Source organism: Paenarthrobacter aurescens (assembly GCF_025421775.1).
Classification (GTDB): domain Bacteria; phylum Actinomycetota; class Actinomycetes; order Actinomycetales; family Micrococcaceae; genus Arthrobacter; species Arthrobacter aurescens_B.
Window position 1 is genome coordinate 523905 of record NZ_JAOEFX010000001.1, and the last position, 20537, is coordinate 544441.

19 protein-coding genes are annotated in these 20537 nt (G+C 62.2%); 9 read left to right on the forward strand and 10 right to left on the reverse strand.

Translation table 11 applies throughout. The features are described from left to right. Window positions 1–6: 6 nt before the first annotated feature. On the reverse strand, window positions 7–1155 hold the full coding sequence (locus N7568_RS02455) for an acetate/propionate family kinase (protein WP_261608320.1): 1149 nt from the start codon (window positions 1153–1155) through the stop codon (window positions 7–9). A 170-nt stretch (window positions 1156–1325) separates the two neighbouring features. Between N7568_RS02455 and N7568_RS02460 the strand changes: the two genes are divergently transcribed. After that, complete coding sequence (locus N7568_RS02460) at window positions 1326–2147, forward strand: universal stress protein (protein WP_261608492.1); 822 nt, start codon at window positions 1326–1328, stop codon at window positions 2145–2147. Here N7568_RS02460 and N7568_RS02465 read toward each other — a convergent pair. Beyond that, window positions 2141–2653, reverse strand: a complete 513-nt coding sequence (locus tag N7568_RS02465; RefSeq protein ID WP_261608321.1) for a pyridoxamine 5'-phosphate oxidase family protein — start codon at window positions 2651–2653, stop codon at window positions 2141–2143. The two genes, N7568_RS02460 and N7568_RS02465, sit on opposite strands and share 7 nt — an antisense overlap. Before the next feature lie 134 nt (window positions 2654–2787). On the opposite strand from N7568_RS02465, the gene N7568_RS02470 reads away from it, so the two are divergent. Together N7568_RS02470 and N7568_RS02475 are read left to right on the forward strand one after the other, a co-directional pair. Further along, on the forward strand, window positions 2788–5388 hold the full coding sequence (locus N7568_RS02470; RefSeq protein WP_261608322.1) for a cation-translocating P-type ATPase: 2601 nt from the start codon (window positions 2788–2790) through the stop codon (window positions 5386–5388). Between the two features lie 66 nt (window positions 5389–5454). Next, complete coding sequence (locus N7568_RS02475) at window positions 5455–5913, forward strand: universal stress protein (RefSeq protein ID WP_261608323.1); 459 nt, start codon at window positions 5455–5457, stop codon at window positions 5911–5913. 15 nt (window positions 5914–5928) lie between these two features. On the opposite strand, the gene pta is transcribed toward N7568_RS02475, so the two are convergent. Continuing rightward, complete coding sequence (gene pta / locus N7568_RS02480) at window positions 5929–8001, reverse strand: phosphate acetyltransferase (RefSeq protein ID WP_261608493.1); 2073 nt, start codon at window positions 7999–8001, stop codon at window positions 5929–5931. 211 nt (window positions 8002–8212) lie between these two features. On the opposite strand from pta, the gene N7568_RS02485 reads away from it, so the two are divergent. After that, on the forward strand, window positions 8213–8635 hold the full coding sequence (locus N7568_RS02485; protein ID WP_261608324.1) for a pyridoxamine 5'-phosphate oxidase family protein: 423 nt from the start codon (window positions 8213–8215) through the stop codon (window positions 8633–8635). Here the strand turns inward: N7568_RS02485 and N7568_RS02490 are convergent. The 4 genes from N7568_RS02490 to N7568_RS02505 form a co-directional block, all read right to left on the reverse strand. Then, on the reverse strand, window positions 8574–10508 hold the full coding sequence (locus N7568_RS02490) for a heavy metal translocating P-type ATPase (protein ID WP_261608325.1): 1935 nt from the start codon (window positions 10506–10508) through the stop codon (window positions 8574–8576). The two genes, N7568_RS02485 and N7568_RS02490, sit on opposite strands and share 62 nt — an antisense overlap. A 9-nt stretch (window positions 10509–10517) precedes the next feature. After that, window positions 10518–11585 carry a zinc-dependent alcohol dehydrogenase family protein gene (locus tag N7568_RS02495; protein ID WP_261608326.1) on the reverse strand — a complete coding sequence of 356 codons (1068 nt, stop codon included), beginning with the start codon at window positions 11583–11585 and terminating at the stop codon, window positions 10518–10520. A 61-nt stretch (window positions 11586–11646) separates the two neighbouring features. Further along, window positions 11647–12111: a pyridoxamine 5'-phosphate oxidase family protein gene (locus N7568_RS02500; protein WP_253468085.1), complete on the reverse strand. Its 465-nt coding sequence runs from the start codon at window positions 12109–12111 to the stop codon at window positions 11647–11649. After that, entirely contained in the window at window positions 12108–12578 is a 471-nt protein-coding gene (locus N7568_RS02505) for a pyridoxamine 5'-phosphate oxidase family protein (RefSeq protein WP_231340222.1), read from the reverse strand. The genes N7568_RS02500 and N7568_RS02505 overlap by 4 nt, the downstream gene beginning before the upstream one ends. A gap of 153 nt (window positions 12579–12731) precedes the next feature. Between N7568_RS02505 and N7568_RS02510 the strand changes: the two genes are divergently transcribed. Then, on the forward strand, window positions 12732–14441 hold the full coding sequence (locus N7568_RS02510) for a GAF domain-containing sensor histidine kinase (RefSeq protein WP_261608327.1): 1710 nt from the start codon (window positions 12732–12734) through the stop codon (window positions 14439–14441). Between the two features lie 4 nt (window positions 14442–14445). Here N7568_RS02510 and N7568_RS02515 read toward each other — a convergent pair whose 3' ends face one another. Next, window positions 14446–15144: a response regulator gene (locus N7568_RS02515; RefSeq protein WP_261608328.1), complete on the reverse strand. Its 699-nt coding sequence runs from the start codon at window positions 15142–15144 to the stop codon at window positions 14446–14448. Between the two features lie 240 nt (window positions 15145–15384). On the opposite strand from N7568_RS02515, the gene N7568_RS02520 reads away from it, so the two are divergent. From N7568_RS02520 to N7568_RS02530, 3 genes are all read left to right on the forward strand, one after another. Then, complete coding sequence (locus tag N7568_RS02520) at window positions 15385–15747, forward strand: SPW repeat protein (protein WP_231340225.1); 363 nt, start codon at window positions 15385–15387, stop codon at window positions 15745–15747. Window positions 15748–15877: 130 nt separating this feature from the next. Beyond that, window positions 15878–17263 (forward strand): MBL fold metallo-hydrolase RNA specificity domain-containing protein, encoded by a 1386-nt coding sequence (locus tag N7568_RS02525; RefSeq protein WP_261608329.1) that lies wholly within the window; start codon window positions 15878–15880, stop codon window positions 17261–17263. A 99-nt stretch (window positions 17264–17362) separates the two neighbouring features. Next, complete coding sequence (locus tag N7568_RS02530) at window positions 17363–18226, forward strand: universal stress protein (protein ID WP_261608330.1); 864 nt, start codon at window positions 17363–17365, stop codon at window positions 18224–18226. An 85-nt stretch (window positions 18227–18311) separates the two neighbouring features. Here N7568_RS02530 and N7568_RS02535 read toward each other — a convergent pair whose 3' ends face one another. Next, window positions 18312–18755 carry a pyridoxamine 5'-phosphate oxidase family protein gene (locus N7568_RS02535; protein WP_261608331.1) on the reverse strand — a complete coding sequence of 148 codons (444 nt, stop codon included), beginning with the start codon at window positions 18753–18755 and terminating at the stop codon, window positions 18312–18314. A 1-nt stretch (window position 18756) separates the two neighbouring features. Next, window positions 18757–19203: a universal stress protein gene (locus N7568_RS02540; RefSeq protein ID WP_261608332.1), complete on the reverse strand. Its 447-nt coding sequence runs from the start codon at window positions 19201–19203 to the stop codon at window positions 18757–18759. A gap of 207 nt (window positions 19204–19410) precedes the next feature. Here N7568_RS02540 and N7568_RS02545 point away from each other — a divergent pair, with 207 nt between their 5' ends. Further along, on the forward strand, window positions 19411–20418 hold the full coding sequence (locus tag N7568_RS02545) for a zinc-dependent alcohol dehydrogenase family protein (protein WP_261608333.1): 1008 nt from the start codon (window positions 19411–19413) through the stop codon (window positions 20416–20418). Window positions 20419–20537: the final 119 nt, after the last annotated feature.

Genomic DNA, 20537 nt, shown 5'->3' on the forward strand with positions numbered 1-20537 from the left:
TCGCGATCAACCTTCCATAGGGGGCATGGCGAGCAAGGCCGCCGTCGATTCTGCAATGGAGCGTTCTTCGTCACTTGGTACTACGAGCACCGGGAATGCCGAATTTATGGTGCTGATTTTGCGAGTGCCCTTCTGGACGGACGTATTCAGGTCTTCATCAAGCCCAAGCCCCAGTGGTCCCAACCAGGCGACCACCCGGGCCCTGAAGAGCGCAGAGTTCTCACCCACGCCGCCGGTGAACACCAGAGCGTCAGGCCGGCCAACCACCATGGAATAGGAGGCTATGTACTTGGCGAGACGGTAGGCGGCCATGTCGATGGCCAGGCGTGCCCTGGGTTCGCCGTTGCCCGCTGCCTCTTCAACCTTCCGCATGTCTGCGGATCCTGCAATGGCCAGGAATCCCGACTGGTGGTTCAGGAGGTGGTCAACGTCATTCGCAGTTGCGCCTTCTTGCTGCAGAAGGAGGACCACGGCCGGGTCCAGGTCTCCGGAGCGTGTGCCCATCACGAGCCCTTCCATCGGGGTCATTCCCATGGAGGTGTCCACGCTGAGCCCGTTCCTGACGGCAGTGACGGACGCGCCGTTGCCAACATGCGCGACTATCGCACTCAACAACGCCACGTCGAGAAACTCTGCCGCGTCGCTACAGGCCATCTCCACCGAGATCCCGTGGAATCCGTAACGACGCACCGGGTGCGCGCGGTAGGCGTCCTCCGGGATGGCATAGCGGGCGGCGAACTCAGGGATGGAGCGATGGAATGCCGTGTCAAAGACGGCCACTTGCGGGAGGCCGGGCCACCGTTTGGCAGCGGCGTCAATGCAGGCAACACTGGCGGGGTTGTGGAGGGGCGCCAAGGCACTGAGTCCTTCAATGGCCGCTATCACGTCGGCAGTGACACGTACCGGGGTGGTGAACCGCGGGCCGCCGTGGACTACGCGGTGTCCAATCGCCTCCGGATGCACGGATCCGAGGCCCTTCATGGTGCCGTCCATCTCTTCGAAGGCAGCGTTCAGGCGGTCAGGAGTGGAGCGGTCCTCCGGTGGCCAGTCCACTTGCCCGGAAGCCAGGATGCCCACAGCCGGGGAGGGAGCTGTTGTGTCACGCAGGTGGAACTTCAGCGATGAAGAGCCGGGATTCAGCACAAGAACACGCATGTTCTCCTCTCACTTCCGCGGGCCAGGCTACGGTCGATGGCTCTCCTGTGGACCCTAATGCACGGAGCCGTTCAGCGGGAGGGCCTTCCGGCCCTTGCGACGGCGGCCCGTCCCACCGATAGTGGAGAACACCACCGTTGGCAATCCGAAGGGGACGTCGGTTCGTGAAGATGCAGATCCTGGTTGCCCTTGATGGTTCCCGATCCGGTGGGATTGTGGCGGACTGGGCCGCGGACCGCGCGGATTCCCTTGGCCTTGGCTTGGCTCTGGTCCATGTGGTTCCCGGTGAGTGGGTTTACCCGCGGGAGGCCGACCGTCAACTGGCTGTGGGCCGGGCCGATGACTTGCTCACCAGCGAAGCGGCGCGCCTGGCCGATATTTTTCCTGCTGTGGATGTCGTCACCAAGCGGTTGTCCGGCGAACCGGCCGAAACGATCGCGGCCCTGTCGTCCGACTACGAGTTGGTGGTGGTGGGTACGGACCGCGGGCCAGGGACGGAAGGGCAAGGGTACGGTTCGGTCAGTTTCCAAGTGGCTGTCACCAGCAACAGCGATGTGGCCGTTATCCCGGCGGTGAGCCCTCAACTGCGTTCCGGGGTTGCTGTTGGCGTGGATGGCTCTGCTGAATCACTCGACGCCTTGGATTTCGCGGCCGGGGAAGCCCTGCGCTTGGATGAGGAATTGATCATTGTCCATGCCTCTGGCCCTGGCCCAGAGCCTGCCGGGGACACGGATGTCCTTGAGGCATCCGTCCAGCGCATAAAAGTGCAGTTCCCGGCCGTCATCGTGTCGGCACGGCCGGATCCGGACCGCAGTCCCGGGGAAGCGCTCGTGGCTGCCGCCAGGGGTGCACGGCTGTTGGTCATGGGTTGCAAGGGCCGGGGAGGACTGAGCGTGCTGCTGGGGTCCGTAGCCCAGCATGTGCTCCTGCACGTCCAATGCCCCACCATCCTGACCCGAGCCACTCCAGAGGCGCGACGCAGCGCTTACTGAGTTCCGTCGTCGACCCCGCCGGAAGCGTCCCCGCCCGAAACATGCCCGTCAGATGCGGTCGGATCCAGCGGCGGCCACCACTTTGACGGCGGGCTGATGACGAACCGCCGTCCGCTGACCTCCGTGGGCGTGACCCTGACCAGTACGTCCTTGGCGCCGGGCTGCCATGGGGAAAGGCCGGCTTCCACTGCCTCCTGGATGTCTTCAGGCTGGGTCACGAACTCCGGGCTGCCTTTGAGGATGACACTCCAGGCGACGGTCCCGTAGCGATTGAACCCATCGGCTTCCAGCGCAATCACCGTCCCTTCCCGAAGGACGTCGAGCTTGGTCCCCGGTCCGGTCCTGAAAAGAACAGTCCCGTAGTTCGGGACAAAGTTCACCGGAAAGATCTCCGGTACCTCGCCGTTGATAAGGGCGATCCTGCCGATGGACACCGATTGAAGGTACTTCCAGCAGTCGTGGACGCTGAGTTCTTTGGTGTCCTGATCCGTCGATGTGTTCTCCATGGGCCGAGCCTATCCCGTCCGGCTACGGCCCTATAGGGCAGAAGGTCCCTCCCTACCGTGCCCTTCGACCCTAGACGCGGACAGTTCCCCGATGGAGTCTTTCAGCGAACAGACATTCCCGCATTGGAGAGAAGATGTCCCCTGGGAACACCTCCCCGGCCTCGCTGTCCGAGACACCGGGCGCCGAGGGCCTGAGCTCGCAGGCCGCCCGCGATTTGTTGCGGCAAACCGGACCAAATGTCTTGCCGACAGCCCGTAAGGTTCCCGCATGGCGGAAGTTGCTCGCTGAACTGACGCACTTCTTTGCCCTCATGCTGTGGGTCGCAGCGGGACTCGCCTTCGTAGCAGGCATGCCACAGCTGGGCACAGCGATCATCATCGTGGTGATCGTGAACGGCGTCTTCGCCCATATTCAGCAGGAACGCGCCCAACACGCCGCCGAACGTTTACAAGGGCTGCTTCCCGCCGAGGTCACTGTCCGGCGGGATGGAGGGCTTCAGAGCGTCCACGCGAGTGCTTTGGTACCGGGTGACGTGGTGGTCCTGACCGCAGGCGACCGGTTGCCGGCAGACGTGCAGTTCATCTCGGCATCAGCATGCAGCGTCGATGAATCCATGCTCACCGGTGAGAGCGAGGCCGTACCCAAGTCCACCAATGACGCAGTCTGGGGCGGAACATTCCTGGTCAACGGCGAGGCCGAAGGCGTGGTAACCGCAACGGGAGGACATACCAAACTTGCCGCCATCGCCGAACTCACGAGCGGCACCACGTCGCCTCCAACTCCTTTGGCCATGGAGCTGCGCCGAATAGTTCGACTGGTGGCCACAGTGGCACTAGCCGTCGCCGGAGTGTTCTTCGTGGTCTCCATCCTCGTGGGAATTGTGTGGCGTGACTCCTTTCTTTTCGCCATAGGGGTGGCGGTGGCGCTCATCCCGGAAGGGCTCCTGCCGACCGTCACCTTGTCGCTCGCCATGGGCGCACAGCGTATGGCTTCGCGGAACGCACTCGTCCGCAATCTTGAGGCGGTGGAGACCCTTGGCTCAACCACCTTCATCTGCACCGATAAGACCGGCACGCTGACACAAAACCGAATGAACGCCGTCGAGGTTTTTACGCTTGACGGGCCCCTGAAAATCATCGGGGAGGGGTACGCGCCCGAAGCAACGTTGGAAGGACCGGGGCGCCTGGCAGCCGCCGACGTCGCAACTGCGGCCCGCGCCGCCTCGCAAGGGCGCGCCGCCTTCGAAGGCGGTGAATGGGCGGCTCATGGGGATCCCATGGAAGCCGCGATCGATGTGCTTGCCCGACGAATTGTTGGTGCCGGGCTGGTGGATCCAAACCCATCGGTCCGGTTCGCCTTCGACGCCGACCGCCGACGGGAATCGGTCATCGTTGGCACCAGGCTTTATGTGAAGGGCGCCCCGGAATCTGTCCTGCCTTTGTGCGGGCCGCGGGCCGCCCGCCTGTCCCAGGAAGTGGAAGTTATGGCGGCCAAAGGTCTTCGCGTCATTGCGGTCGCTACCAGGGAGCTGCCCGGAGGAGCCTCTGGTTGGCGCGACCGGCCGGCGGCCGAGGCTGAGCGGGACCTTGAGGGCATCGGCCTCATTGGTCTCCATGACCCACCCCGGCCGGACGTCGCCAATGTCATCAAGACTGCCCGGGGCGCAGGAATCCGTATCGCGATGATCACCGGTGACCACCCCTCCACGGCAGCAGCCATCGCACGCGAGATTGGTCTGTTGGGGCACCCTGACCTCGTGTTCCAAGGCTCCGAACTCCCCCATGACGAACAAGTGCTGGGGGCGCTTCTGGACCGTGATGGCGTGGTGGTGAGCAGGGTCTCCCCCGAACAGAAACTCAGGGTAGCCAAGGCTTTGCAGGGGCGTGGACACGTTGTCGCCATGACCGGCGACGGCGTCAATGACGGTCCCGCCTTGCGCCAGGCCGACATCGGCGTAGCAATGGGGCTCAGCGGCACCGACGTGGCCCGCGAGGCAGCAGACCTGGTGCTCCTGGATGACCATTTCGCCACCATCGTCGCAGCCATAGAACAGGGCCGGGCCACTTACTCGAACATCCATCGCTTCCTCACCTACCACCTGACTGACAATGTCGCCGAACTCACGCCCTTCGTGATCTGGGCCTTGTCCGGCGGCCAATTCCCGTTGGCCCTCGGCGTGCTCCAAATACTGGCCCTGGACATCGGAACCGATCTGCTGCCCGCGTTGGCCCTCGGGGCAGAGCCGCCCGGTAAACGCGTGTTGAGCCGGCCTCCCGAGAAGCGGCACCTCCTGGACCGGCAACTCATGCTGAGGGTCTTTGCGGTCATGGGCCCGACCGAGGCCCTGTTCGCCATGGGTGCTTTCTCGGTGGTTCTCTTCGGCAGTGGGTGGGCCCGGGGCGAGCCGCTGGATCCAACAGTGCTGATGGGGGCGTCCGGGTCAGCCTTCACAGCGGTGGTCCTCGGCCAGTTGGCCACTGCCTTCGCGTGCCGCAGTGCAACAGCTCCTGCGTGGAAGCAGGGATGGTTTACCAACAAGCTGCTGCTGTGGGCGGCAGCGGTGGAACTGGCAGCCTTGGCACTGTTCCTCTACTTACCCCCTGTAGCGGGCATCCTGGGACAGTCACCGCCTCCACTCCCGGGCCTGGCCGTTGCGGTCATGGCCATTCCCGGCGTGCTGGGCGCTGATTGGCTGTACAAACGGCTGCGCCACGGGAGGATTGGTCCCCAGTAAGGTGGACTGCCATATCCGTGCCCTTCGACCCTGTTCAGCCAGGACCGCAGCAGGCAGGCTGTGACCATGAACTCACAATCGCGCTCGGATCGGATCGTTGTCGGCGTCGATGGCTCCGAATACTCTTCAAAAACCCTGCACTTGGCGGGACAAATGGCGTCGGTATTCGGAGGTCCATTGGATGTGATCACCTGTGTGGGCATGTCCGACTACTTCATGGCCTCGCGCTTCGAGCCCGAACTGACCCGGTTCACCTCGGAACTTGAAGACACGGCCAAGCGGCTGGTGGATGAGGCCTTGGAGCGTGCCTTCGGCAAGGACCGTCCGGAGAATCTCACGGTCACCGTCAAATTCGGCGAACCAGCCAAAGTCCTCGTCGAGGAAAGCCGCGGTGCACAGTTGCTTGTGGTCGGCAGGCGGGGGTCCGGCGGTTTCCTCAATCAGCCCATCGGGTCCGTCAGCCGGGCATGCGTCGCCCACGCGCAATGCCCCGTCCTTGTGGTGGCCCAGGATAAGGCCGGCTAACCAGGAGAACGAAAGCTAGTGGGGAGATTGAGCCTGAACAGCAGTGATGGCGACAGTGTTGATGATGTCTTCGATCGTAGATCCCCTGGACAGATCGTTGATGGGTTTACGGAGCCCCTGAAGGATAGGGCCGACGGCGACAGCGCCGGAAGACTGTTCGACAGCCTTATAGGTGTTGTTCCCTGTGTTCAGGTCCGGGAAGACGAAGACTGTCGCCCTTCCTGCGACGACAGAAGACGGCAACTTTGAATTGGCGATGGCCTCGTCCACAGCGGCGTCGTACTGAATTGGCCCGTCCACGGCAAGGTCCGGGCGGGCAGCCCTCACCAACTCCGTGGCGCGCCTGACTTTGTCAACGGCAGTTCCGACCCCGGATCCTCCGGTGGAATATGACAGCATTGCCACCCTGGGTTCGACGCCAAACTGTGCTGCAGTCGCAGCCGATGCGAGAGCGATGTCCGCCAGTTGCCGGTCCGTGGGTTCCGGGACAACGGCACAATCTCCGTAGACCAGCACACGGTCCGGAAACAGCATGAAGAAGACGGACGACACCAGCCCGCCATCCTGGCTCTTCACGAACTCCAACGCGGGCCGAATCGTGTTTGCGGTGGTATGTGCCGCTCCGGAGACCATCCCATCGGCCTCCCCCATGTGCACCATCATGGTGCCGAAGTAGGAACCGTCCAGCATGATCTCCCTGGCCCGTTCCAGGATCATTCCTTTGTGGGCACGCAGACGCTGGTATTCCACGGCGAATGACTCACGCCAGGGCGAGAGAGCGGGGTCGATGACGGTGATTCCGCGCACGTCGATCCCTTGGGCATCGGCAAGCTCACGGACCGCTGACAGGTTGCCAAGAATCGTCACGTGGCACACATCCCGGCGACGCAGAATCTCCGCCGCACGCAATACCCGGTTGTCTGTGCCCTCAGTCAGCACTATTCGCTTCTTCTGCTGACGCGCACGTTCAACCAAGTCATTGAGAAAACGCAACGGCGTCATTGTCGCGGGGCGCGGCAGCGCCAATCGTTCCAACAATTCTGTTTCGTCGATGGATCGGGCCCACACACCCAACGCCGCGGCCACCCTGCGGTTTTCTCCAGTGTGGATCTCGCTGCGGACGTTCGAGACCCGTTGCGCAGTGGTGTAGGTATCAGCAGCCTCCGTGAAGACAGGGAAAGGGGCGTGGGCCGCCAAAGGCAGCACGTTGCCGGAAGGGACCAGACCATCAGTAAGAATGACCCCGGAAGGTGTGGGCAGCTCCGGGGACAAAGCCGAGGCCAGGCAGGCTGTGATGACATCTGCGCGGTCCCCGGGAACGATGACCAGATCCCCTTGCTCAAGGACGCGCAGGAAGTTCTCCACGTTCATCGCGGCTACTTTCACCCTGCCCACGTCCCGGTCCAGCTCTGCGCTGCCCGAGAGCCGTACAAGCGACAATGACATCGCCACATCGGCCACGGTGGGAGCCGAAATCTCAGGAACCTCGGGAATCACATAGCTTGGAAGGCTTCCCGTAGCTGCCCTAACGGCTCCCCGGGCTGTGTCGATGCATGCTGGCTGGGCGCGGTTGACCACGACGGACAACACCGCGCATCTGGCTGCCTCGAGCTGCCGCGCCGCCTCCGTCACAGCCCGTGTGGTCTCCCGCGGGCTCAAGCCCTGGGCACCGATGACGGCAAGAACCGGCAAACCGAGATTGTTGGCCAGTTCAGCGTTCAGGTCGAACTCCCTCCCGGCGTCCGCGCCCCTCAGGTCCGAACCGTCCACCACAACCACGTCACATTCTTCGGCGATGCGTCCAAACTCCTCGAGTGCCCTGGACGAAACCTCGTCCTCGCGGCCCGCTGCCAGTGCTTCCCGGGCATCCGCCAACGTCATTCCGCCCCTGCAGCGCACTGACTCCAGTTTGTACCGCCTGCGAAGCATCCTGAGGAGCGGGTCGTTGGCCGGATCTGTTCCGTTCACGATTGGCCGGTAGAAACCCAGACGGCCTGTTCTGCGGTGCAGCGCGTCAGCCAAGCCCAGGACCACGAGTGACTTACCGGCTTCCGGTGCAACGGACAGAACATAGACGCCTTGGATCATGGTGTGTCCCTCCGGGCTGGTCATCCGATGCTTCACAGGTTCCACCCCGCAGGCAGTCCACACCAGAGGCGAAGGTCACGATGGCTGTGTCGCCCTCGGGACTTTGGACTCTGTTGGGGGCGGGGAGCCAGCCATAGGCTCAGGAGCATCGAAACCAACGGTGACGAGGCGATTCGCCAGCTGCACCACCCCACCCAGGAGACAAAGACCCATGGAAACCGACGAACGCCCCGGAACCGTCCTATCCGAAGCCGACTCATGGAAAGTCCTGGAACGCAACCAGCATGGTCGCCTTGCCGTCAGTGTCCTGGGCGAGCCGGACATCTACCCGCTGAATTTCATCGCGCACAACCAGCGGCTGCTCTTGAGGACGAACCCGGGAACAAAGCTCGCAGAGCTCACCGTCAATGAGAAGGTTGCCTTCGAGGTAGAGGAGATCGTCGGCGCCGAAGCCTGGAGTGTTGTCCTTAAGGGGACCGCCAGGGTGATCGAGTCGCAATCGGAGATCGACGAGGCCGACAAACTGCCCCTGAAGCCGTGGATTCCGACGCGTAAATACACCTACGTGGAGATCACTCCCACCCGGGTCCATGGCCGCCACTTTGAACTCGGGGATGAGCCGGAGCGGTATTGACCCCACGGGCCTCCGCAGTCTGCACTGACGCAACAGACCGTCCGGGACCCAAGGCCCTGAGGGCATTGAGAATGGTGGCAAGATCCACCAGCTCCTGCAGCAGCGCCCCGGCGACAGCCGGAATCATGCCAAGCGACGCCATCACCATCAGGCCCAGGCTGAGCAGTATCCCGGTCCAAATGCTGGTCCGCGCGATTCGAAGGGTACGCTGCCCGATGCCAACCGCGACCGCGGCCTTGGACAGGTCATCGACCATAATCACCACGTCCGCCGACTCGCTGGCCGCAGTGGCACCTTTGGCACCCATGGCGATACCGACGTCGGCCGCTGCCAGCACCGGAGCGTCGTTGACGCCATCGCCAACCATCATCACGGGCCTGAGCGGAAGTGCCGCGACGGCAATAACTTTGTCAGCAGGCAGGCATTCGGCCATGACGTTGTTGATGCCCGCCTCCGCAGCGATGTGGTGGGCCGTCGTCGCAGTGTCTCCGGTCAGGAGCATTGTCTCCGCGACCCCGAGCCTCCGAAGTTCCGTCAGGGTGTCCTCCGCATTTGGGCGCAAGGGATCGCTCATGACCAGAGTGCCGGCGAACCGGCCATCCACCCCGATGTAAATCCCAAGATGGCCTCCTGGCAGTGTCGTCTTGTCGAAGCCGCTCACCAGGGAACCGACGTAAGCAGGTTTTCCTACCACTACGTGGCGGTCTCCGCAGTCGGCCGTGACCCCGTTGGTTGCATGTTCACTCGCGCTCGTTGCCGGTATCAGCGCCAGGCCGCGAGCTCGGGCTGCTGCCATGACTGAAGCTGCCAGGACGTGGGTGGAATACTGCTCAGCGGAGGCGGCCAGCTGCAGCAGGGCATCTTCGGACAAATTCGAGGTCGGAGCCACCCGGATTCCGGCCAGGGAAGGATTGCCTTGGGTGAGGGTCCCGGTCTTGTCGAAGACGGCGGTCTTGACTCTGCTGAGTTGCTCCAGCGTCCCGGCGTTTTTGATGATGATGCCGGCATGTGCGGCCCTGCTGGTCCCCGCAAGGAACGCGACAGGTGCAGCTATCAGCAATGGGCACGGGGTGGCTACCACCAAGACCTCAGCGAACCGTCCCGGATCCTGGCTGAAAAACCAGGCAGCGCCGGCCAGCACCAAGGCGACCAGAGTGAAAGGCACAGCATATTTGTCCGCAAGCCGTACCGTCGGCGCGCGGCTTGCAGCGGCTTCCTGAACCAAGGCGACTATTTGGCTGTACTGGGAATCCCCGGCGGTGGCCGTAGCCTTCATACGCACGGCATCGGCCCCGTTGATCGAGCCGCTGAGCAGCAGTTCGCCCTTGGTTCGCTCAGCAGGCAGGCTTTCGCCCGTCAACGCTGACTCGTCAAAGATTCCGACGTCGGACAGCAAGCTACCGTCCACCGGAACCAACTCTGACGGTCTGACCAGCAGCACGTCCCCCGGGATCACGGCATCGACCAGGATATCTTCCACGGGCAGGCCGGGACGTTCCCGGTGCGCGTTCCGTGGGGACCGATCCAGGAGTGCACGGAGCTCCTTGGTTGCGCGGCCCTGGGCAAATTGTTCCAGCGCTTCCCCGCCTGTCAGCATCAGCACCACGATCAGGGATGCCAGGTATTCCCCCACCGCAACAGTTGAACAAATGGCCATCACGGCCAGGAGGTCGATGCCCCAGCGTCCGTGCAGGAGCCCTTTGATCATGGTGCCGGCCCGGTAGAGGGCAACACCAAGGGCAAATATGCTCGCCAGCCCTTGGGCTGCCGGTATGAGTCCGATGGCAGCCAGGACCGCGACGGCGGCGAGCACCACCACTGTCGCTGTCACTAACGGAAATCGCAGGGCTGAGTGCAGCAGACGTTGTGTCATGTCCGCTGGTCAGTCATGAGGGTTTCGGCTGAGAACCACCTTCAGGGCCCCTGTTTCCGCCGCCCGCGAGAACGTGTCATAGGCATCCATGATCTGTTCCAGCCCGAAATGATGCGTAGCGAACTTATCCGCAGGGAGCTTGTGTTGGGCCACCAGGCGAAGCAGCATCGGGGTGGTGTCGGTGTTGACCAGTCCCATGCTGATGTTGATGTTCTGGATCCACAGGTCCTGGAGAGGCAGTTGGACGGGTTTTCCGTGGACCCCGATGTTGGCTACGTGCCCGCCGGGGCGGACCAAGCGCAGGGCCATGTCAAAAGTCTCCGGTAATCCGACCGCTTCCATGGCCACGTCCACCCCGGCGCCATCAGTGAGGGCGAGAACGTCCGCAATCCATTCGGGGTTGCCGGGATTGACCGTGTGGGTGGCTCCGAAGTCGCGGGACTTGGTGAGCCGGCCCTCGTCTGGATCTATGGCCACCACCGTTGCCGCACCGTGGAGTCCGGCTGTTGCCATGGCCGCCAGTCCAATGGGTCCTGCCCCCACGATGGCCACGACGTCTCCTGGGGCCACGTGTCCGGCCTGAACTCCGATTTCGAAGGCAGTGGGCAGTATGTCGGAGAGCATGACGGCTTCGTCGTCGGTCACGCCGTGGGGCAGTTTGTGCAGGGAGTTCTCGGCATAGGGAACCCGAACGGATTCAGCCTGGGTACCATCGATGAGGTGGCCGAAGATCCAGCCGGTTCCAGCCTGTCCTTCATCACCCAGACAATGGGAAAACAGGCCCCTCCTGCAGTTGCCGCAATGCCCACATGACTTGATACAGGAGATGATCACCCGGTCCCCCCGGCGGAGTGAACTCACTGAACTCCCAACATCGGTGACGGTCCCTACCCCTTCGTGCCCGAGGATGCGCCCTGGCTGGACCGCTGGGACATCTCCTTTGAGGATGTGCAGATCCGTACCGCAAATGGTGGTGGTGTCGATGCGAACGATTGCGTCGGTGGGGTGCAGGATGACCGGATCGGGAACGTCTGTCCAGGACTTTTCGCCGGGGCCACCGTAGACGAGTGCCTTCATTGTGTTGCTCCGTCCTTGTTATGCCTGGCTGAAACACCGGGCGCGTGCGCTGGTGCGTGCGCTAGTGGAAGTCGTCCAGGCGGGCGTCGTTCAAGGGGGTCCCCCAGAGATCTGGCCGTTTGGTCTTGAACCGCCGCCCAGTGACCGCCTCCGGAGTCAGCCTCAGGTAGCAGTCCTTGATGCCTGGTTGCCAGGGATCCAGGCCCAGGGCGTCGACGTCGGCCCTTTCCTGCCGGTCGAGTATCAGGTGCGTCTGCCCTCGGACAACGACGCTCCATGCCTTTCCGCTGAAGGTCCGGTAGCCGTCACTTTCCAGAGCGCAAGGGGTCGTCAGTGTGCTCCAAAACTTGGTGCCCGCCCCGGTTCGGAACACGATGCTGTCACCGTCAAGCACATAGTTCACGGGAAAGATATCGGGGTGCCCGTCCACCAGGACGGCCAAGCGTCCAACGTTGGTCTGCGCCAGCAAGTCCCAACATTCGTCCGGTTCCAGACGTTCGACGCCGGCACTTGGCTTTGTTTTCATTCCAAACCCGCCCGGGTGGCGTCGTCGAGGGGACTCCACCACGTCAGCGGTGGGGTCACGTTGAAGCGGCGCCCGGTCAACGAGGTGGGAACGATCCGGACAAAATGATCCTTCCGCCCGGCCTGCCACGGGAAGAGCAGCAGACCGACAGTGTCCAGTACTTCCTGGGTCAGCTTGATGCTCTCTGCTTTTCCCTTGACCACCACGCTCCACGCGACTCCCGACTGTGGGTCAACTCCGTCAGCTTCCAGCGCTACCGGTGTGGCGCTGAGGGCTGCGTGGAGCTTACTCCCCTCACCGGTGCGGAAGACCAGCGTGCCGTGGTCTGCTTTGTAATTGATGGGAAAGATGTCTGGATGGTCCTGCGCCCAGACTGCGAGGCGGCCCACCGAGACACCGCGCAGCAGTTCCCAACACTGCTTGTTGTCCAGGATCTCTGCTTCCGGAACCGTGGGTTTGTTCGTCATGGTTAGACCGTAGGTCCGGCTGCGCGGGGACAACAGGGCCCAAAGGCCCACATGCACAATGTCCATGGTTGCCGCGCGGGCGCCAGAGTAGTCTGGCAACAGGGCGCCGTTCGGTCCCCTCACAGGATTTCCAGCATTCTTTGAAAGGAACCGGTGAACGACTCAGAAGCACCCGAGCCCCAGCCCAACGTTGTGCCGCGGATTCGGATTGAGGACCTCCTGAAGGACTTTGTTGGCCGCGCCGGAGAGCTTCTCCAGGCACAGGAAAGAACACAGGGCTTGCTCGAGGCGGTTGTGGCCGTGGCAGGAGATCTAAGCCTCGAAGCGGTGCTGGACCGCGTAGTGACCTCGGCATGTCGGCTGCTTCAGGCGCGTTATGGCGCCTTGGGTGTCATCGGGGAGGACAACGCTCTCAGTCATTTCATTACGGTAGGTATAGACGGCGAGCTCGCCCGACGCATCGGCCCACTCCCTACTGGACACGGTGTCCTCGGACTGCTCATCACGGAGCCGACGCCGCTGCGCCTCCATGACCTCGGCCACCATCCGAAAGCCTACGGATTCCCGCAGCACCACCCTCCCATGAAGTCGTTCCTCGGAGTCCCGGTGCGGGTACGGGATGTGGTATTCGGGAACCTCTACCTGACCGAAAAAGAAGGCGGCGGAGACTTTACGCCGGAGGATGAGGACCTTGCCGTGGCGTTGGCCGCGGCGGCCGGCGTGGCAATCGAGAACGCCCGGCTGTATGAAGATGCCCGCCGCCGCGCCTCTTGGCTTGAAGCCTGCATGGACGTTACGGGAACAATGCTCGGCGCAGACCAACTGGGGCAGGCCGAGAACTCGGCATTGGACCTGATCGCGGCGAGGGCCCTCCGGGAATCGGGTTCCCATCTGGCGTTGATCCTTGTTCCGTCTCCTCATGAGCCCTATGTAGTGGCGGGCACCGCTGGAGCCCGTGGCGCTGAATTCGCCGGCGCGTCGTTGGCGATGAAAGCCACTGAAGTGCAGGGCGTCGCAAGCACCGGAAAGCCCGCTTGCCTTGATGATTCCCAGGATCTCCTCGATCTTGCCAGCGAGGGGGTGTCGGCCCGGCTGCTGATCATCGACCTCAGCGCCCAAGGAGCCCATCACGGTCTCTTGGTCCTTGCCCGCGATCCCGGTACAGGCAATTTTTCAAAGACCGATGTGGAGATGGGGGCGGTCTTCGGTTCGCACGTGGCCCTCGCGCTGGCGCTGGAGCGGATTCACCGGCTCCGGGAACAAGTGATGGTGTTCTCCGACAGGGACAGGATCGCACGGGATCTCCATGACCTGGTCATACAACGGCTGTTTGCAGCTGGGCTGAGCCTCCAAAGCCTCCGGCGTTTCACGACCGGCGAGGCTGCCTTGAGCAGGATCGACTCTGTGACCGAAGAGCTGGACACAAGTATCCGCGATCTGCGCAACACCATCTATTCGCTGCAGGCCAGCACCCGTGAGCGGGAGCCGTTGAGCGGCCGCATCCTCCAGTCAATCCAGGCCGGTGCCAAGTCCCTGCCGTACGCGCCACATCTGACGCTGGCTGGCGCCGTTGACTTGGTGGACGATGAAGCCATCATCAAACACCTTCTGGCTGTCGTATCTGAAGGCCTCAGCAATGCCGTGCGCCACTCAGGGGCTCAATCCATCAGTGTTTCAGTTTCAGTGGCCGAAGGTCGGCTGACCTTGGAAGTGGTGGACGACGGATGCGGATTTGTCGATCCTGCCCCGGGAAACGGCCTGGCCAACATTGCTCTGCGCGCAAAGGAGATGAACGGGACCAGTACCATCGCCAGTGCGCCTGGAAACGGGACAACAATGACATGGTCTGTCCCGCTGAGCTGATCCTTCAGCGCAGGGAACCGGCATCCTCTTCGGGTGCTTGAGCCATGAACACCGCCGCCTGGGTTCTGCGCTCAAACCCGAGTTTGGCCAGCAAGGATGAGACGTAGTTCTTAACCGTTTTCTCTGCCAAAAGCATTTCCTCGCCGATCTGGCGATTGGTCATGCCCTGACCAACATAGTCAAGGACACGGCGCTCTTGCGGCGTGAGGGAAGCTGTCCTGGGATCCTGCTTCTTCGGTGCAGTGAGGCCTTGGACGATTCTCGTCTTGACGGCTTCGTCGAACAACGACTCACCGTGGGCGGCTTTCCTTAAGGCGCCCAGCAGGTCCGTGCCCCCGATTTCCTTCAGGATGTAACCTGCAGCCCCGGCAAGAACAGCGGCGCGGAGGGCCTGCTCGTCGTCGTAGCTTGTCAAGATCAGGCAATTCAGGCCAGGGTCCACGGAGCGAACGTCCCGGCACACCTCGATTCCGGTGCCGTCGGGCAACCGTGCGTCCAGAACAGCGACATCGGGACGCAACGCGGGAATCCGGCGCGTCGCTTCTTCCGCTGAACCGGACATGCCAACAACCACGAAACCTTCGCCTTCCAAAAGTTCCTGGAGGCCTCTGCGAACCAACTCATGGTCATCGAGGATGAAAACGCGGGTTGGTTCTCCTGGGGAAACGCCGGTGGTTTGGCCGGCTCTTTCTGGGCGATCCATGATTCTCCTGTCCGGCGGCCGATGGCCGCAATATCGAGAGCTTTTTGTTGGCGGCTCTGCCAAATTCTTGCCGACTGCCTGCCCTGCCCACAAGGGCCCAAGGACCCTGCCGGCGCGTGTGACTTTTGGCCCTGTTGGGAACGTGCCTTTGTACCGACGCTGGAAGAACGGGAGACCCGAAACCGCTCGCAGAAGGTGGGCGGCCCCGGCATCGAACAAAATGAAGGAGTATCGATCCCCATGAAGAAATGGACGCGTTGGCAGGACTATACCGTGATCGCTGCCGGCGCATATGCAGCCCTGTCTGTTCTGTGGACCACACAAACCGGGTCGTCGACGGCGATCATGGTCACGTTGGGCCTCTTGCTGGTCATTGGAGGCGTGGTGAACCTGGCGATGCCCGGCATGCCCGTCGCTGAGTGGGCCCAGGCAATAGTGGCAGTAGCCCTCCTCCTGGCTCCTTGGGTGGGTGGCTTCACCTCCGCAACCGGCGCAGCCTGGAGTGCCTGGATCCCAGGTGCGGTGGCTTTGGTGGTGACCGCTCTGGCGATCAGGCCAAGCACTGAGGAATACAGGCACCACCACGTGGCGTCCACGCCATAATCACCACACCACTGATTGGCGCCGCGCAACCGCGCGGCGCCAATGGCTTCATCGCAGTGAACAGCCCTCAACGGCCCGGCCTTTGTTCACCCCGTGGAGCCGTACCCTGCCCAAAGGATGGAGCATCGTCATGGCCACCAAAAGTCCCGCAACTCTGCGCTTTCTTGGCGCCACGGACACCGTAACTGGCTCCCGCTACCTGGTGGACTTCCAAGGAACGCGAATCCTGGTGGACTGCGGACTGTTCCAAGGTTACAAACGGCTCCGCCTACGGAACAGGCAGCCTTTTCCAGTCTCCCCCGCATCCATTGATGCAGTCCTGCTGACGCATGCCCATTTGGACCATACAGGCTACGTTCCCAGGCTCGTGAGGGATGGTTTCAGGGGTCCCGTCCATGCCACACACGGGACCACTGAACTGAGCAAACTCCTGCTGCCTGACAGCGGACACCTGCAGGAGGAGGAGGCCAAGTACGCCGATCGCCGTGGATCGTCAATCCACACCCCCGCCCTGCCTTTGTATACGGCGGCAGACGCAGTGAAGTCGCTCAATAGTTTCCGCCCTGTTGAGTTCGACGAGCCCATGGACCTTGGCGACGGCGTCCAGGCCAGGTTCGTTCCGGCAGGTCACATCCTGGGGGCCGCGCAGCTTCACATCCGGGTGGGCGGAAACACTGTTCATTTCACCGGAGACCTTGGCCGCGACGACGACCCGCTGATGTACCCGCCCCGGGCGCTGGAGTCCGTTGACGTGCTTATCACGGAGTCCACCTATGGCAACCGGACCCATCCGTCCGGAAGTCCCGAAACCGAACTAGGCGAGGTAGTGTCCAGGGTGGCCAAGCGGAATGGCGTCATCCTCATCGCAGCATTCGCCGTCGGCCGCGCGGAAACACTCATGCTGCAGCTGGCGCGCCTGCGCCGAAAAGGCCTCATTCCCGATATTCCCGTCTATCTCAACAGCCCCATGGCAATTGATGCCTCCTACATGTACCAGCAGCACCCGGATGAACATCGGCTGCGCCCGGAAGAATTCAAGGACATGTACCACTTGGCCACCATGACCCGAACGGCGGACGATTCAAAGCTCCTCAATCTCCGAGGTGGTCCCATGATCATCATCTCCGCCAGCGGCATGCTGACCGGTGGACGGATACTGCATCACCTTGAGGCATACGGCAGCGATCCCAGGAACGCAGTCATCTTGAGCGGGTATCAGGCCGCCGGAACAAGGGGCGCTGCGTTGGCCGCCGGGTCACGCGAGCTGAGGGTCTATGGGCAAGACGTCCGGATCCGTGCAGAAGTAGTCCAACTCGAAGGATTCAGCGCCCATGCGGACTCGGACGCCATCATTCGTTGGATGCGGTCAGCACCCACCTCACCACGGATGACATATATCACTCATGGTGAACCGGAGGCATCCGAGGCACTCCGGCTTCGTATCAAGCATGAACTGGGGTGGAATGCCCGGGTTCCGGAGTATCAGGAGACCATCTCCGTAGCCACACCGGAATAAGGACTTCCGGCCCTAACCGGGCGGTATGAACCCGGTACAAACTGACAACAAGGCCCCGGCCGATATCCGGGAACCCATCAACGAAGAACGGGCCAAGCCATGAATGAAGCAATTGTCGTCGGTGTCAACGATTCACCCAGCAGCGAGGCTGCCATGGGGTGGGCCATGCGTCGAGCGGCCGCCCTGAAGCTGCCGGTACAGCTTGTCCATGCCGTGGATGACCGCTGGGCGTACGATTCTGTGGGCTATAACGAGTGGATCCGGGAATCCGGCATCAACTTTCTTGCTGCTGCCAAGGACCGTGCCGCAAAGATGGAACCCACCGTCAATGTCACCACCGACCTCGTCTCGGGTGGGGCCGGCTACGCTTTGGGCAAGAGGTCCAAAAAGGCCGCCATGGTGGTCATTGGTTCCGGCCATGGCTGGGCCGGAGGTTCCCTGACCGATCGTGCTTTACAGGTTGCCGCCGTCGCGCGTTGTCCCGTAGCAGTTATCGGTGAGCACGACATGACAAACCGCAAAGGGATTGTAGTCGGCGTGGATGGTTCTGAAGAGGCCACACAGGCCGTTGCTTTTGCCGCGGCAGAGGCCGACCGCCAGGGACAGGAGCTGACGGTTCTCCATGCCTTCCTCACACCGGAACCATGGGTAACCCGCAATGTACCCCACACCAACTACTTCGAGGTCATCACGGAAGAAGAGCGCGTCGTCCTGGCTGAAACTGTCGCCGGTTTGGCAGACAAGTACCCGGATCTGGTGGTACACCAAGTCCTCGACACCCACACACGGCCCGCCGAAGCACTGCTCGCGGCCGGGGCCACAGCACAACTGCTGGTGGTAGGCAGCCGCGGCCGGGGCAGTTTCAAACGCCTCTTGTTGGGCTCGACAGCGCATGCGGTTCTCACCAAATTGCCGTGTCCCACGATTATCGCGCGGATCAGCCCGGTCAAGCACTCCGACTGAAAGTGACGATGACACCCCAAACTTAGGGCACTGAAAGTGCGGGCTTGCCGGTTCCCCCGGGCAAGCCCGCACTTTCGCGTCACAGCTAGGCGAGATAAACGTGCTTCCCTGTAATGATGGTGGGCTGGATACAGATGAAGAGGCCCCTGTCCCCACTGGCCCATGGTTCTGCCGTCATATGGCCCCAAAGGCGCGTGAGTACCTCCCGGTCAACTACATGGGATGAGGACCCGCTGACCAACACCGACCATCCTTCGCTTCGATCAGCCCTGGCATCGTCGATTTGGAAAGATGTCTGCATTCGGGCCACCGGCCCACCAATCAATCCCTCCAGCGAGGTACGGAGGTAAATGGCGTGATCGTGAACCAGATAATTGACAGGCAAGATCATCACCCTGCCGTGGTGGACGAAACCTATCCGCCCTGTATCGTGCGAATGCAGCCTCTCCCAGCACTGCACCTCACTAAGGTCTTCGCTGACGTGACGGGCACCATCGATGCGTACAGGTTCTGGGCTGGGCACACTCATTTCATGCTTCCTTTTCGGGGGTGTGCACTACAAGTACCGGGCAATGTGCGTGGGCGACGCAGGCCGAACTGACCGATCCCATCAGTAGGCCGCCGAATCCGCCATGGCCGCGCCTGCCCACGACCACCATCTCTGCTCCGCGGCTTGCTTTGATCAGTCCTTGCCGGGGATGGCCCTGTTCCAGATGGGAACTGACGTTGTCCGGCACGTCAATGCCGAAAGCCTTTTCGACTGACGCCTTCAGGACTTGCCCGGCTGCCTCCTCAAATCCCGTAATCCCGACGGCCACATAGCCCTCATAGACCGGCGGAAAATCCCAGAACGCAATCGCCTCGACTGTTGCCCCCAAGGCGACTGCCAAACGTTGGGCTTCGCGGAGCGCCACGATGGACGGCTCCGAACCATCCACCCCTACAACAATCTTCCCTGGTGATCTGTCCTTGCTCATCTTTGTCCTCCTGGCGCTCGTGACTTTCCTTCCTGTCAGAATGCCGTGAACGGCCAGCATCGAACAGGGCCGAAGGTCACAGTGCCCAGGCTCCCGTCTACGTCGTCTTCGGACCGAACCCCGTTTGAGTTGAGCAGGCTTCCCACCCCACATCCTGTAGGTCCTTTGACTCTTGCTGCCGGATCACATCTGCATCACGCTCATTGCATGACAAAGACGATGAAGGCGTGGTGGGTGGGAAGGCCAGGAAGCATTTCGACTCACCCGCTGGAGCAAGGGAGCAAGGTCGTACCGACACCTGACGAGGGCGAATTACTCGTTAAAGTCAACGTGTGTGGGGTCTGCCGCACGGACCTGCATCTGGCTGAAGGTGACCTTCCTCCGCGCCATTCCCGGATTGTTCCGGGTCATGAAGCTGTGGGAATCGTAGTGGAATCAGGCACCGGCAGGTTTGAAGCCGGCGACAGGGTGGGCATCGCGTGGCTCGGCGGCACATGCGGTGCTTGCAGCTATTGCCAGCGCGGCGCCGAGAACCTGTGCAGCAAACCGATTTTCACTGGCTGGGACCGTGACGGCGGCTTCGCGGAAATGATGACAGTCAGGGAGGACTTTGCCTACGCCATTCCTCCCCACTTCAGCGATGAGGAGGCAGCGCCGCTCCTTTGCTCCGGAATCATTGGCTACCGTGCCCTGAAACGGGCTGCCCTTCCCCCCGGCGGCCGCTTGGGCATCTACGGGTTCGGAGGCTCAGCCCACCTGACCGCGCAAATCGCAATCCATTCAGGCGCGTCGGTCTTCGTCATGACACGATCCGGGAAAGCGCAGGTTTTGGCCCGAAGCCTGGGGGCAGAATACGTCGGCGGTGCATTCGACGCTCCCCCGGTGAAGCTGGACTCAGCCATTCTCTTCGCACCGGTCGGTGAACTGGTACCTGTCGCGATGAGGGCGTTGGACAGGGGCGGAACTCTGGCGGTCGCCGGCATCCACCTCTCCGACATCCCCTCGATTAGCTACGCGGACGAGCTCTTCTACGAGAAGCAAGTCCGCAGCGTCACCGCCAACACGAGGGCTGACGGAACGGAATTGCTGGCCCTCGCAGCGGACATGCCATTGATTCCCACCACCACGGCATACCCCTTCGCCGCTGCCGATCAAGCCTTGGACGACCTCGCGAATGACAGAATCACTGGAGCCGCCGTGTTGAGGATTCCATGACGGTTCACCGTGACCGTGCTCGGACGTCAGGTTTTCTTTCTTTTGGCGAACCGTTTCTCAAGTTTCGCTTCCGCGTCCTCGCGTCTCTTGCCCAACCGAAATAACTGCTGGACTAATGG

Excerpts from the sequence above, each read along its gene's own strand:
- N7568_RS02455 (WP_261608320.1), bottom strand. The coding sequence starts at position 1,155 with ATGCGTGTTCTTGTGCTGAATCCCGGCTCTTCATCGCTGAAGTTCCAC.
- N7568_RS02460 (WP_261608492.1), top strand. The coding sequence starts at position 1,326 with ATGCAGATCCTGGTTGCCCTTGATGGTTCCCGATCCGGTGGGATTGTG.
- N7568_RS02465 (WP_261608321.1), bottom strand. The coding sequence starts at position 2,653 with ATGGAGAACACATCGACGGATCAGGACACCAAAGAACTCAGCGTCCAC.
- N7568_RS02470 (WP_261608322.1), top strand. The coding sequence starts at position 2,788 with ATGTCCCCTGGGAACACCTCCCCGGCCTCGCTGTCCGAGACACCGGGC.
- N7568_RS02475 (WP_261608323.1), top strand. The coding sequence starts at position 5,455 with ATGAACTCACAATCGCGCTCGGATCGGATCGTTGTCGGCGTCGATGGC.
- pta (WP_261608493.1), bottom strand. The coding sequence starts at position 8,001 with ATGATCCAAGGCGTCTATGTTCTGTCCGTTGCACCGGAAGCCGGTAAG.
- N7568_RS02485 (WP_261608324.1), top strand. The coding sequence starts at position 8,213 with ATGGAAACCGACGAACGCCCCGGAACCGTCCTATCCGAAGCCGACTCA.
- N7568_RS02490 (WP_261608325.1), bottom strand. The coding sequence starts at position 10,508 with ATGACACAACGTCTGCTGCACTCAGCCCTGCGATTTCCGTTAGTGACA.
- N7568_RS02495 (WP_261608326.1), bottom strand. The coding sequence starts at position 11,585 with ATGAAGGCACTCGTCTACGGTGGCCCCGGCGAAAAGTCCTGGACAGAC.
- N7568_RS02500 (WP_253468085.1), bottom strand. The coding sequence starts at position 12,111 with ATGAAAACAAAGCCAAGTGCCGGCGTCGAACGTCTGGAACCGGACGAA.
- N7568_RS02505 (WP_231340222.1), bottom strand. The coding sequence starts at position 12,578 with ATGACGAACAAACCCACGGTTCCGGAAGCAGAGATCCTGGACAACAAG.
- N7568_RS02515 (WP_261608328.1), bottom strand. The coding sequence starts at position 15,144 with ATGGATCGCCCAGAAAGAGCCGGCCAAACCACCGGCGTTTCCCCAGGA.
- N7568_RS02520 (WP_231340225.1), top strand. The coding sequence starts at position 15,385 with ATGAAGAAATGGACGCGTTGGCAGGACTATACCGTGATCGCTGCCGGC.
- N7568_RS02525 (WP_261608329.1), top strand. The coding sequence starts at position 15,878 with ATGGCCACCAAAAGTCCCGCAACTCTGCGCTTTCTTGGCGCCACGGAC.
- N7568_RS02530 (WP_261608330.1), top strand. The coding sequence starts at position 17,363 with ATGAATGAAGCAATTGTCGTCGGTGTCAACGATTCACCCAGCAGCGAG.
- N7568_RS02535 (WP_261608331.1), bottom strand. The coding sequence starts at position 18,755 with ATGAGTGTGCCCAGCCCAGAACCTGTACGCATCGATGGTGCCCGTCAC.
- N7568_RS02540 (WP_261608332.1), bottom strand. The coding sequence starts at position 19,203 with ATGAGCAAGGACAGATCACCAGGGAAGATTGTTGTAGGGGTGGATGGT.
- N7568_RS02545 (WP_261608333.1), top strand. The coding sequence starts at position 19,411 with ATGACAAAGACGATGAAGGCGTGGTGGGTGGGAAGGCCAGGAAGCATT.